We start from the raw sequence: 11,996 nt of genomic DNA on the forward strand, positions 1-11,996 counted from the left end.
GCTCAAGGCCACACCCCCCCTCCATGGCCGCTCGATTCTCCGATGACGAGGTGGTGCAGGCGACGGGTGCGACCCGGCGCGGGGATCCCGTGGAAGCGGGCTTCCCCGCGGTCTGCACCGACACGCGGTCGCTCACCCCCGGGTGCCTCTTCGTGGCGCTGCAGGGCGAGCGCTTCGACGCCCACGACTTCGTGGACGGTGCCCAGCGCCAGGGAGCGGCCGGGGCGGTGGTGAAGCGGGGGAGGGCGCTGCCGGCCCTGCCCCCGGGCTTCGCCCTGTACGAAGTGGACGACACCCTGGCCGCGCTCGGCGGCCTGGGCGCGCTGCACCGCCGCCGCTTCCGCATCCCGGTGGCGGCGGTGGGGGGCTCCAACGGGAAGACGACCACCAAGGAGATGGTGGGCGCCATCCTGGCCACGCGCGGCCCCGCGCTGAAGACGGAGGGCAACTTCAACAACGAGGTGGGCGTCCCGCTCACGCTCTTCCGGCTGGAGCCGTCCCACGTGGCGGCCGTCATCGAAGTGGGGATGAACCAGCCGGGCGAAATCGAACGGCTCACCCGCAAGGTCCAGCCGGACGCCGGGGTCATCACCGTCGTCCAGCCGGAGCACCTGGAGGGGCTGGGCAGCCTGGAGGGCGTGGCGGAGGCGGAAGGGGAGATGTTCCGCGAGCTCCTGCCCCAGGCGACGGCCGTCGTGAACCTGGACGACGCGCTCATCGTGCGCCAGGCCGCGCGCAGCGGCGCGAAGCACCTGACGTTCGGCCGGGCGGAGGGGGCGGACGTGCGCCTCACGGCGGTCCACACGCTGGGCCGCGACGGCATGGTGGCCACCGTGCGCTACCAGGGGAAGGACTGGCCGGTGCGCCTGCACTTCGTGGGGCCGCACAACGCGCAGAACGCGACGGCGGCGTTCGCGACGGCGCTGGCCCTGGGCTACTCCCCCGAGGAGTGCGTGAGGGGCCTGGAGTCCGCGCGGCCGTACGCGCGCCGGCTCAACATCGTGGATGGCCGCAACGGCATCACGGTGGTGGACGACTGCTACAACGCCAACCCGGCCTCCATGGAGGCCGCGCTCGTCACGCTGGGCACGCTGGTGCCCGAAGGTGGCCGGGCGGTGGCGGTGCTGGGCGACATGCTGGAGCTGGGCGCGGGCGAGGCGGAGGAGCATGCCCGGCTGGGCGAACTCGTCGTGCGGCACGCGAAGCTGGTCGCGTTCTTCGGCCCCCGGTCCGCGGGCGGCCTGGGCAGCGCGGACATGGGAGATTCCGCCGCCCACTTCACCGAAGTGGAGCCGTTGGTGGCGTGGTTGACGCCCCGGCTTCAGCCCGGTGACGTGGTGCTGGTGAAGGCCAGTCGCGGCATGCGGCTGGAGCGCGTGGTGGCGGCCCTCACGGGCGCGGCCCCCCCCGGAGGGAGTCACTAGTGCTGTACCTTCTGTACGAGCTCATCCAGAACACCGAGGCCGGGCGCGTCCTCAACTTCCTGCGCTACCCGACCTTCCGCATCATCGCCGCGGGCGTCTTCGCCCTGCTCCTGGGGATGCTCATCGGTCCGCGCCTCATCGCGCGGCTGCGCCTGAAGCAGCACGGGCAGAGCAACGTGCGCGAGGACACCCCGGACAGCCACCAGAAGAAGAAGGGCACGCCCACCATGGGTGGCGCGCTCATCCTCATCTGCATCGCGGCGGGCACGCTCCTGTTCGCGGACCTGAAGTCGCGCGGCGTCTGGGTGATGATCCTCCTCACCTTCGGCTACGGCTTCATCGGGTTCCTGGACGACTGGCTGAAGCTGTCCAAGCGCAACTCCAAGGGGCTGGCCGGGCGCAAGAAGATGGCGCTGCAGACGCTCTTCTTCCTCATCGCCATCTTCGGCCTGATGTGCACGTGGACGAAGGCGGACGGCTCCTTCGGGCCCACGCTGCTCATCGACACGCGGCTGACGCTGCCCTTCGTGCCGTCCCATTGGTTCAACCCGGACCTGGGCTGGTTCTACGTCGTCTTCGCGTGGATCGTCATCGTGGGCACGTCCAACGCGGTGAACCTCACGGACGGCCTGGACGGCCTGGCCATCGTGCCCACCATCGTGTCGGCGGTGACCTTCTGCGTGCTCTGCTACGTGGCGGGCACCACGCTGCACATCGCGGACACGGAGACGGTGAACGGCGTCGCCAGGCTCACGGCCACGCCGCTGTACCGCTACCTGGGCATCCTCCAGGTGCCGGGCGGCGCGGAGCTGGCCGTCTTCTGCGCGAGCATCGTGGGCGCGGGCATCTCCTTCCTCTGGTTCAACACCTACCCGGCGTCCGTGTTCATGGGCGACATCGGCTCGCTGGCCCTGGGCGGCGCGCTGGGCGGGCTGGCCGTGTTCTCCAAGAACGAAGTGGTGTCCGCCATCATCCACGGCATCTTCTTCGCGGAGGCGCTCTCCGTGATGATCCAGGTGGCGTCCTTCAAGATGACGGGCAAGCGCGTCTTCAAGATGGCGCCCGTGCACCACCACTTCGAGCTCAAGGGACTGGCCGAGCCGAAGATCATCGTGCGTTTCTGGATTGTCGCCATCCTCTGTGGTGGCGTGGCCCTGCTGTCCCTGAAACTGCGCTAGTCGCTTTCCCGTAGAGGTCGGCCCGCCCATATGAACCCCTCGCTGTCCGGTCGGAAGGTCGCGGTGTTCGGGCTGGCCAAGAGCGGCGTCGCGGCGCTGCGGCTGCTGGTCCAGCACGGCGCGAAGGTGACGGCGCTGGACGCGCGCTCCGAGGACGCGCTCGGCGACGTCGCGAAGGAGCTGCGCGCGAAGGGCGTGGAGCTCGTCACGGGCGCCACGCCCCCGGGGCTGCTCACCCGCCAGGACCTGGTGGTGGTGAGCCCGGGCGTGCCGCTGTCCCTGCCGGAGCTGGAGGCCGCGCGCACGTCCGGCGTCCCCGTGTGGGGCGAGATCGAGCTCGCGGGCCGCTTCCTCACGGGCACGCGCCTGCTGGGCATCACCGGCACCAACGGCAAGAGCACCACCACGGCGCTCACCGGCGAGCTGTACGCGAAGGCGGGCCTGCGCACCTTCGTGGGCGGCAACCTGGGGCGCCCGCTGGCGGAGGCCGCCATGTCCCCCGGGGACTGGGACGCGCTGGTGGTGGAGCTGTCCAGCTTCCAGTTGGAGGGCATCCACCAGCTCAAGCCCACGGGCGCGGCCATCCTCAACCTCACGCCGGACCACCTGGACCGCTACGCCAACCCCGCCGAGTACGGCGCGGCCAAGGCGCGCATCTTCATGAACCAGGACCCGGGCAGCGACTTCGCCGTGGTGAACGCGGACGACGCGGCGGTGATGGGGCTGGCCACTTCCGCGCGCGCGCCCGTGTACGGCTTCAGCCTCACGGGCCGCCCGGTGGTGGCCGCGCCGAGGCTGGCGGGGCTGGCCATCGCGCGGCCCGGCGGCTTCGAGCTGGAGTTCGCGGGCGAGTCCTACACGCTCACCAACCGCTCGCTCCGGGGCGCGCACAACGCGCAGAACGCGATGGCGGCGGCGCTGCTGGCCCGGCTGGGCGGGGTGGCGAAGGACGCGGTGCAGGCGGGCCTGGACAGCTACCCGGGCCTGGCGCACCGGCTGGAGAGCGTGCGCGTGCTGGACGGCGTGGAGTGGGTGAACGACTCCAAGGCCACCAACGTGGACTCCGTGCTGGTGGCGCTCAAGGCGTTCGCCGGGGACGTGTGGCTCATCGCGGGCGGCAAGGGCAAGGGCGCGCCGTACGCGCCCATGGTGGAGGCGGGCCGGGGCAAGGTGAAGGGCGTGCTCACCATTGGCCAGGACGCGGACGCGCTGGCGCGGGCGTACGCGAACGACGCGCCGGTGCACGCGTGCGGCACGCTGGACGCGGCGGTGGCGAAGGCGCGCGAGCTGGCGAGGGCGGGGGACACGGTCCTCCTGTCCCCGGCGTGCGCGTCGTACGATCAGTTCAAGAACTTCGAGGACCGGGGCGACACGTTCAAGCGCCTCGTCGGGGCGCTCTGACCGTGATGAAGACCTCTCCTCCGGCCGCCCCCGTGCGGTTCGATCCGATCCTGCTGTGCGCGGTGCTGGCGCTGGTGGCGCTGGGCCTGGTGATGACGTACTCGGCCAGCGCGGTGCTCGCGCAGGACAAGCTGGGTGACAGCCTCTACTTCCTCAAGCGCCAGGTGTCCGCCGCGGGCCTGGGCCTCGTGGCCATGGCGGTGGCCATGAAGCTGGGGTGGCGGAAGCTGGCGCGGCTGGCGTACCCGCTCCTGCTCATCGCCATCGTGCTGCTCATCGCCGTGGCCATCCCCGGCATCGGCACCACGGCGGGCGGCGCGCGGCGGTGGATCCGCCTGCCGGGCTTCAGCCTCCAGCCGGCGGAGATCGCCAAGTTCGCGTGGCTCGTCTACCTGTCCTATTCGCTGGCGAAGAAGCGGGAGAAGGTGGCCACGTTCTCCATCGGCTTCCTGCCGCACCTGGCCCTGTGCGGCATCCTGGTGCTGCTGTGCATGCTCCAGCCGGACTTCGGCAGCAGCGTGCTCCTGGTGTTCATGCTCTTCGTGCTGCTGTTCGCGGCGGGCACGAAGCTGTCGTACCTGGTGGGCTCCGTGCTGCTCGCGCTGCCCCTGGCCTTCGTCGCCATCGCGACCAGCCCCTACCGCATGAAGCGCATCCTCGCGTTCCTGGACCCGTGGGCCCACCGGCACGACGTGGGCTACCAGGTGGCGGAGTCGCTGATGTCCATCGGCTCGGGCGGCATCACCGGCCTGGGGCTGGGGGACGGCCGGCAGAAGCTGTTCTTCCTGCCGGAGGCGCACACGGACTTCATCTTCTCCATCCTCGGTGAGGAGCTGGGGCTCATCGGCGTGGGGCTCCTGGTGGTGCTCTACGCCATCGTCCTGTGGCGCGGCATCCGCGCGGCCCTGGCGGCGGGGGAGACCTTCGGCACGTACCTGGGCCTGGGCATCAGCTCCATCATCGCGTTCCAGGCCACGGTGAACATGTGCGTGGCCATGGGCCTGTTGCCCACGAAGGGCCTGACGCTGCCGTTCGTGTCCTACGGCGGCACGTCGCTGGTGGTGCTGATGGGCTCCGCGGGCGTGCTCCTGTCGCTCAGCGCGAACACGCAGGGCGCGACGCGGCCGGTGCGCACGGGCACGACGGACCTGCGGGAGGTGACGGCGTGAAGGTGCTCATCGCGGGCGGCGGCACCGGCGGCCATCTGTTCCCGGGCATCGCGCTGGCGGAGGAGGTCGTCACGCGCCACCCGGCTAACGAAGTGGTGTTCGTGGGCACGGAGAAGGGCCTGGAGGCGCGCGTGGTGCCCAAGGAGGGCTACCCGCTGGAGCTGGTGAAGGTGCAGGGGCTCAAGGGCAAGGGGCTCCTGGGCCTCATCAAGGGGCTGCTCGCGCTGCCCCTGGCGTTCCTCGCGTCGTTCCGCATCCTGTCGCGCCAGAAGCCGGACGTGGTGGTGGGCGTGGGCGGCTACGCGAGCGGGCCGGTGGTGCTGGCCGCGTGGCTGATGGGCATCCCCACCGCCATCCAGGAGCAGAACGCGCTGCCGGGCCTCACCAACAAGGTGCTGGGCCGCATCGTGAAGGTCGTCTTCACCGCCTTCGAGGAAGCGCGCGCGTTCTTCCCCGAAGCGAAGGTGCAGATGATTGGCAACCCCATCCGCAAGAAGCTGATGGACAACTACCTGCGCAGCAGCGCCGCGCACGAGAAGTTCTCCGTCCTCATCTTCGGCGGCAGCCTGGGCGCGCGCGGCCTCAACACCCGCGTGCTGGAGGCGCTGGACTCGCTGGGCGACGTGAAGGACCAGCTCTCCATCGTGCACCAGACGGGGAAGCTGGACCTGGAGACCGTGAAGAAGGGCTACGCGGACAAGGGCTTCGCGGACGTGGCGCAGGTGGTGGAGTTCATCGACGACATGTCCTCCGCCTACGCGAAGGCGGACCTGGTCATCTGCCGCGCGGGCGCCACGTCGCTGGCGGAGCTGACGGTGTGCAAGAAGGCCAGCATCCTGGTGCCCTTCCCGCACGCCACGGACAACCACCAGGAGGTGAACGCCCGCGCGCTGGTGGACGCGGGCGCGGCCATCATGTTCCGCGAGTCGGAGCTCACCGGGCAGAAGCTGGCGGAAACGCTGCGCGGCCTGATGACGGACCCGGCGAAGCTCAAGCAGATGGCGAAGAAGGCGGGCATCCTCGGCCGCCCCGCCGCCGCGAAGGAGCTGGCGGACGTGTGCGTGGACCTCACCACCCAGGCCTGGGGCCCGGGCGGACGCGACCGCGGACAGAAGGACGTGAAGAAGGCACCCGGGAGCAAGGCATGAGCAGCAAGACCGTCAGCAACAAGCCCGGCAGCCTCTTCAAGACGCGCCACGCGGCGCACGTGCACTTCGTGGGCGTGGGCGGCATCGGCATGAGCGGCATCGCGGAGGTGCTGCTCAACCTGGGCTACCGCGTCTCCGGCTCGGACCTGCGCGAGAGCGACATCACCCGCCGCCTGGCGAAGCTGGGCGCCACGCTCTACGAGGGCCACCGCGCCTCCAACCTGGTGCACGCGGACGTGGTCGTCATCTCCTCCGCGGTGCGCAAGGACAACCCGGAGGTGGTGACGGCGCGCCAGCGCAAGATTCCCGTCATCCCCCGCGCGGAGATGCTCGCGGAGCTGATGCGCCTGAAGTACGCGGTCGCCGTCGCCGGCAGCCACGGCAAGACGACGACGACGTCCATGGTGGCCACGGTGCTGTCCGCGGCGGGCCTGGACCCCACGGCGGTGGTGGGCGGCAAGGTGAACGTGCTCGACTCCAACGCCAAGCTGGGCAAGAGCGAGCTGATGGTGGTGGAGGCGGACGAGTCCGACGGCAGCTTCCTCAAGCTGCACCCGTCCATCGCGGTCGTCACCAACATCGACCCGGAGCACATGGACCACTACGGCGACCTGGAGACGCTCCAGTCCGCCTTCGTGGAGTTCTGCAACCGCGTGCCCTTCTACGGCCTCAACGTGCTGTGCCTGGACAACCCCAACGTCCAGGCGCTCCTGCCGCGCATCGAGAAGCGCTTCGTCACCTACGGCAGCTCGCACATGGCGGACTACCGGCTGGAGGGCATCTCGCTGGACGGCTTCACCACCACCTTCCGCGCCTTCCGCCGGGATGAAGACCTGGGCGAGTTCCGCGTGCGCATGGTGGGCGCGCACAACGCCTTCAACGCGCTGGCGGTGGTGGCCATCGCGGAGGAGATGGACATCCCGCTGGAGACGGTGCGCTCCGCGCTGGCGGAGTTCGGCGGCGTGCAGCGCCGCTTCACCGTGCGCGGCGAGGTGGGCGGCGTCACCGTGGTGGACGACTACGGGCACCACCCCACGGAGGTCATGGCCACGCTGTCCGGCGCGCGCCGCGCCTTCGGCCGCCGGGTGGTGGCCGCCTTCCAGCCGCACCGCTACACGCGCACGCACGACCTGATGAAGGAGTTCGCCACCGCGTTCAACGACGCGGACGTGCTCTTCGTCACCAGCGTCTACGCGGCGGGCGAGGAGCCCATCCCCGGCGCCACCGGCGACGCGCTGGCGGAGGCCATCCGCGCGCACGGCCACCGCGACGTGACCTTCGTGGAGAAGCGCGCGGACGTGGCGAAGGCGCTCCACGAGCGCGTGCGCGAGGGCGACCTGGTGCTGACGCTGGGCGCGGGCGACATCACCCAGGTGGGCCCGGACCTGCTGAACCTGATGGGCGCGGCGAAGGGCGGGTAGGGGATGCAGCCGGGGCAGGTGACACCGCTCGCGGCGCGCGTGGCGCGGCTGCCGGGCCTGGACGTCAAGCCGGGCGAGCCCCTGGCGCCGCTCATCAGCGTGCGCGTGGGCGGCCCCGCGGAGGCGCTGGTGCGGCCGCGCTCACCGGACGCGCTGGTGGACCTGCTGCGCCTGGCCCGCGACGAGGGCATCCCCGTGACGGTGCTGGGCGGCGGGGCCAACACGCTGGTGGGGGACGGCGGCGTGCCGGGGCTCACCGTGAAGCTGCCCCCGGATTTGTTCCCGGAGGCCCTGGACGTGGGCCCGGACGACGGCCGGGTGACGCTGGGCACGGGCGCGGCCATCGCCCGGCTGGTCAACGTGATGCGCGCGCAGGGCCTGGTGGGCGCGGAGTTCCTCGCGGGCATCCCCGGCACCCTGGGCGGCGCCGTCACCATGAACGCCGGCACCAAGAACGGCGAGTGCTTCCGGGTGGTGGAGGCCATTGAAGTCGCCACCGCGGACGGCGTGGGGTGGCTGACGAAAGCGCAGGTGCCCCACACCTACCGTCACGCCACGCTGCCCGCGGGAGGTATCGTCACCCGCGTGCGCTTCCATCTTCCCAAGGGCGATGTCGCGGCCAGCAAGGCGGCCATGGACGCGGACCTGGGCTACAGGAAGCGCACGCAGCCCTTGAGTCAGCCCAACTTCGGCAGCGTGTTCACCAACCCGCCGGGCGACCACGCCGGGCGGCTCATTGAACTCGTGGGCCTGAAGGGGCACACCCTGGGGCGCGCGCAGGTGTCCCCCCTGCACGCGAACTGGATCGTCAACCTGGGCGGCGCGGCCGCTCGCGACGTGCGGGGCCTCATCACCCTGATGCAAGAGCGGGTGAGGGAAGCCTCCGGCGTCGTCATGCACCCCGAAGTCAAATTCGTCGGAGTCTTCCTGCCATGACCATCGGTCCCCGAGGCTTCACCCCCGCCGAGTTGAAGGCGAAGCGCGTCGGCGTGCTGTACGGCGGCCTCTCCAGCGAGCGAGAGGTGTCCCTGCGCACGGGCGCCGCGGTCGCCGGCGCCCTCAAGGGGCTGGGCTACGACGTGGTGGAAATCGACGTGGGCAAGGACCTGCCCGCGCGCCTCGTCGCGGAGAAGGTGGACGTGGCGTGGCTCGCGTTGCACGGCCGCTTCGGCGAGGACGGCTGCATCCAGGGCCTCCTGGAGGCCATGTTCATCCCCTACACCGGCAGCGGCGTGATGGCGTCCGCCGTGGGCATGGACAAGGTGTACGCGAAGGAGATCTTCGTCGCGCGCGGCATCCCCACGCCGCCCTACCGCGCCTTCGACTCGGCGGAAGGAGCGCTCGCGGAGGCGGACCGGCTGCCGTTCCCCTTCCCGGTGGTGGTGAAGCCCAGCCGCGAGGGCAGCAGCGTGGGCGTGCACATCTGCAAGACGCGCGAGGAGTACACCGCCGCCGTCCAGGACGCCGCGAAGTACGCGGGCACGCTCCTGGTGGAGCAGTTCATCAAGGGCCGGGAGGTCCAGGGCGGCGTGCTGGACAACGAGGCCCTGGGCGTCATCGAAGTGAAGGCCGCCCGCGAGTTCTACGACTACGAGGCCAAGTACAAGGCCGGCAGCGGTACTCAGTATCTCTTCCCCGCGCCGCTGCCCCCGGACCTGTACGCGCGCGTCAACGAGGTCTCCCTGGGCGCCCACAAGGCGCTGGGGTGCTCCGGCGGCTCGCGCTCGGACGTCATCGTCACGGACAGTGGCGACGTGTTCCTGCTGGAAATCAACACGCTGCCCGGAATGACGGCCTCCAGCCTCCTGCCCAAAATCGCGGCGGGGCGGGGCATCGACTTCCCGGCCCTCTGTGAGCGGCTGCTCCAGGGCGCTTCACTCAAGGCCTGAGCCGCTGCGCGTTCTTTCCTGGAGTTCCGGCCTCTTGTGAGGCCGGCGTGTCCCCCCGTGCCGCTACAGCGACGTGCCTGTAGCCAAAAACTGGCGTGGTTCGACGTCCGCACGCAGCATGCGCCTCCCTAGTCATGGCCTTCGGAAAATCCAAGAACCGCCGCCGCCTGGACGCCGCACCGCGCAATGACGCGGTGAAGGGCGCGGTCCGTTCGCACGGGCCGTCGGTGGCGAAGGCGCTGGGGCTGGCGGTGGCGACGGCGGGGCTCATCTGGGGTTCCATCGAGCTGCGTGCGTGGGCGGTGGTGTCGCCGCGCTTCGCGCTGGAGTCGGTGAACTTCACCGGCCTGGAGCGCGCGTCGCGCCCGGAGCTCCTGAAGCTGTCCGGCCTCACGGCGGGGCAGAACCTGTGGACGCTGGACCCGGCCGCGCTGGCCCGGGCCATGGGGCAGCACCCCTGGGTGCGCACGGTGGAGGTGACGCGGCGGTTTCCGCGCGGGGTGTCCGTGGAGGTGACGGAGCACGCACCCGCGGCGCTGGCGGTGCTGGGCGACCTCTACGTGCTGGACGAGGAGGGCGAGCCCTTCAAGCGCGTCACCCCGGGGGACGGGCTGGACCTGCCGCTCGTCACCGGCGTGGAGCGCGACGCGTACGTGGCGGACCCGGACGCGGTGCGTTCGAAGTTCCGCGAGGCGCTGGATGTAACCCGTGCTTATGCGCGGCTGTCGCCGGGGCGATCCGACCGGCTGTCCGAGGTGCGCCTGGAGAACACCGGGCTTGCGCTGGTGACGGCGACGGGGCAGGAGGTGCGCCTCGGTGCTGGCGACACGGAAGTCAAGCTCCAGCGGCTGGCGCGCGTTCGTCGCGAGCTCAGCACAAGGGGGCTTGCAGCCGCGATCATTCGCCTGGATAACCGTGCCCGACCGGGTTGGGTGGCGGTGAGGCTTTCGAGTGGGTCCGACTCCGAGAGGAGCGGGGGCTCGACGCAGTGAGGATGCTTCCTTCACGAAAGTGAGGGAGCCTGGGAGGAGTCATGGCGAAGCAGAAGTCGGGGGAGATCATCGTCGGCCTCGACATCGGCACGACGAAGATCTGCGCCATCGTCGGCGAGCTGACCGATAGCGGTATCGACATCATCGGTATCGGTACGCATCCGTCGAAGGGGTTGCGCAAGGGCGTCGTGGTCAACATCGAGGCCACGGTGTCGTCCATCCGGCGCGCCGTGGAGGAAGCCGAGCTGATGGCCGGGGCGGAGATCTCCCACGTCTACACGGGGATCGCCGGCGGCCACATCAAGGGCTTCAACTCCCAGGGCATCGTCGCGGTGAAGGACAAGGAGGTCCGCGACGCGGACATCGCGCGCGTCATCGACGCGGCGAAGGCGGTGGCCATCCCGTTGGACCGGGAGGTCATCCACGTCCTGCCGCAGGAGTTCATCATCGACGACCAGGGCGGCATCAAGGAGCCCCTGGGCATGGCCGGCGTGCGCCTGGAGGCCAAGGTGCACATCGTCACGGGCGCCGTCTCCAGCGCGCAGAACATCGTCAAGTGCGCCAACCGCACGGGCCTGAACGTCTCCGACATCGTGCTCCAGCCGCTGGCCTCCGCCGAAGCCGTGCTGAGCGAGGACGAGAAGGAGCTGGGCGTGTGCCTCGTCGACATCGGCGGCGGCACCACGGACATCGCCATCTTCTCCGGCGGCTCCATCGTCCACACGGCCGTGATTGCCCTGGGCGGCAACAACCTGACGAGCGACATCGCCATCGGCCTGCGCACCCCCGCGCACGAGGCCGAGCGCATCAAGCAGAAGTACGGCTGCGCGCTCGCGTCCATGATCAACAAGGACGAGACGATTGAAGTGCCCAGCGTGGGCGGCCGTCAGCCGCGCGTCCTGGGCCGGCAGATCCTCTCGGAGATCCTGGAGCCGCGCGTGGAGGAGATCTTCCAGCTCGTGCACCGGGAGATCCAGAAGTGCGGCTACGAGGACCTGCTCGCGTCCGGCATCGTCATCACGGGTGGCTCCACGCTGCTCGCGGGCATGCCGGAGCTGGCGGAAGAGGTGCTGGGACTGCCGGTGCGCCGGGGCATGCCGCGCGGCATCGGCGGCCTGGTGGACGTGGTGAAGAGCCCCATGTACGCCACGGGCGTGGGCCTGGTCGTCTACGGCGCCAAGCACATGGACCGCCGCATGTTCCGCATCCGCGAGGACGGCAACGTCTACAAGAAGGTGAAGGGCCGGATGCGCGAGTGGCTGGAAGAGATCTTCTAGTCCGGTTTCCGGAACCGTGACGCGCTGAGCCAAGGGCCCCTCCGGGGGCCTTTTCGCGTTTCTGGAGCCTGTGTCCGGGGACTGGATTGACGTGTCA

The 11,996-nt window shown here is 70.4% G+C and carries 10 protein-coding genes; all 10 read left to right on the plus strand.

Annotated features, from left to right (window positions below; genetic code table 11):
* Positions 1-23 precede the first annotated feature (23 nt).
* The 10 genes from murF (at position 24) to ftsA (ending at position 11,899) form a co-directional block, all read left to right on the plus strand.
* Positions 24-1,424, plus strand: coding sequence for a UDP-N-acetylmuramoyl-tripeptide--D-alanyl-D-alanine ligase (gene murF / locus K8612_RS02300; protein ID WP_223761104.1), 1,401 nt, complete (start codon positions 24-26; stop codon positions 1,422-1,424).
* A complete protein-coding gene (gene mraY, locus K8612_RS02305; RefSeq protein WP_223739853.1) occupies positions 1,424-2,602 on the plus strand; it encodes a phospho-N-acetylmuramoyl-pentapeptide-transferase in 1,179 nt (392 codons plus the stop codon). Before murF ends, mraY begins: the two co-directional genes overlap by 1 nt.
* Positions 2,603-2,632: 30 nt before the next feature.
* Positions 2,633-4,003 carry a UDP-N-acetylmuramoyl-L-alanine--D-glutamate ligase gene (gene murD, locus K8612_RS02310; RefSeq protein WP_223761105.1) on the plus strand — a complete coding sequence of 457 codons (1,371 nt, stop codon included), beginning with the start codon at positions 2,633-2,635 and terminating at the stop codon, positions 4,001-4,003.
* A 5-nt stretch (positions 4,004-4,008) separates the two neighbouring features.
* The gene (gene ftsW / locus K8612_RS02315; protein WP_223739851.1) at positions 4,009-5,172 is read left to right on the plus strand and encodes a putative lipid II flippase FtsW; all 1,164 of its coding nucleotides are present in this window, start codon (positions 4,009-4,011) and stop codon (positions 5,170-5,172) included.
* Entirely contained in the window at positions 5,169-6,320 is a 1,152-nt protein-coding gene (gene murG, locus K8612_RS02320; protein ID WP_223739850.1) for an undecaprenyldiphospho-muramoylpentapeptide beta-N-acetylglucosaminyltransferase, read from the plus strand. Before ftsW ends, murG begins: the two co-directional genes overlap by 4 nt.
* The gene (gene murC, locus K8612_RS02325; protein WP_223761106.1) at positions 6,317-7,741 is read left to right on the plus strand and encodes a UDP-N-acetylmuramate--L-alanine ligase; all 1,425 of its coding nucleotides are present in this window, start codon (positions 6,317-6,319) and stop codon (positions 7,739-7,741) included. The genes murG and murC overlap by 4 nt, the downstream gene beginning before the upstream one ends.
* Positions 7,742-7,744: 3 nt before the next feature.
* Entirely contained in the window at positions 7,745-8,677 is a 933-nt protein-coding gene (gene murB, locus K8612_RS02330) for a UDP-N-acetylmuramate dehydrogenase (RefSeq protein WP_223739848.1), read from the plus strand.
* The gene (locus tag K8612_RS02335; protein WP_223739847.1) at positions 8,674-9,630 is read left to right on the plus strand and encodes a D-alanine--D-alanine ligase; all 957 of its coding nucleotides are present in this window, start codon (positions 8,674-8,676) and stop codon (positions 9,628-9,630) included. The genes murB and K8612_RS02335 overlap by 4 nt, the downstream gene beginning before the upstream one ends.
* A 134-nt stretch (positions 9,631-9,764) precedes the next feature.
* Positions 9,765-10,622 carry a cell division protein FtsQ/DivIB gene (locus K8612_RS02340; protein ID WP_223739846.1) on the plus strand — a complete coding sequence of 286 codons (858 nt, stop codon included), beginning with the start codon at positions 9,765-9,767 and terminating at the stop codon, positions 10,620-10,622.
* Between the two features lie 41 nt (positions 10,623-10,663).
* Positions 10,664-11,899, plus strand: coding sequence for a cell division protein FtsA (gene ftsA, locus K8612_RS02345; protein ID WP_014398878.1), 1,236 nt, complete (start codon positions 10,664-10,666; stop codon positions 11,897-11,899).
* The last annotated feature ends 97 nt before the right edge of the window (positions 11,900-11,996 follow it).

This window comes from Corallococcus sp. AS-1-6 (assembly GCF_020037015.1).
Classification (GTDB): domain Bacteria; phylum Myxococcota; class Myxococcia; order Myxococcales; family Myxococcaceae; genus Corallococcus.

Coding starts and splice junctions, on each gene's coding strand:
- murC (WP_223761106.1), top strand. CDS start 6,317: ATGAGCAGCAAGACCGTCAGCAACAAGCCCGGCAGCCTCTTCAAGACG.
- ftsA (WP_014398878.1), top strand. CDS start 10,664: ATGGCGAAGCAGAAGTCGGGGGAGATCATCGTCGGCCTCGACATCGGC.
- ftsW (WP_223739851.1), top strand. CDS start 4,009: ATGAAGACCTCTCCTCCGGCCGCCCCCGTGCGGTTCGATCCGATCCTG.
- K8612_RS02340 (WP_223739846.1), top strand. CDS start 9,765: ATGGCCTTCGGAAAATCCAAGAACCGCCGCCGCCTGGACGCCGCACCG.
- K8612_RS02335 (WP_223739847.1), top strand. CDS start 8,674: ATGACCATCGGTCCCCGAGGCTTCACCCCCGCCGAGTTGAAGGCGAAG.
- murF (WP_223761104.1), top strand. CDS start 24: ATGGCCGCTCGATTCTCCGATGACGAGGTGGTGCAGGCGACGGGTGCG.
- murD (WP_223761105.1), top strand. CDS start 2,633: ATGAACCCCTCGCTGTCCGGTCGGAAGGTCGCGGTGTTCGGGCTGGCC.
- murB (WP_223739848.1), top strand. CDS start 7,745: ATGCAGCCGGGGCAGGTGACACCGCTCGCGGCGCGCGTGGCGCGGCTG.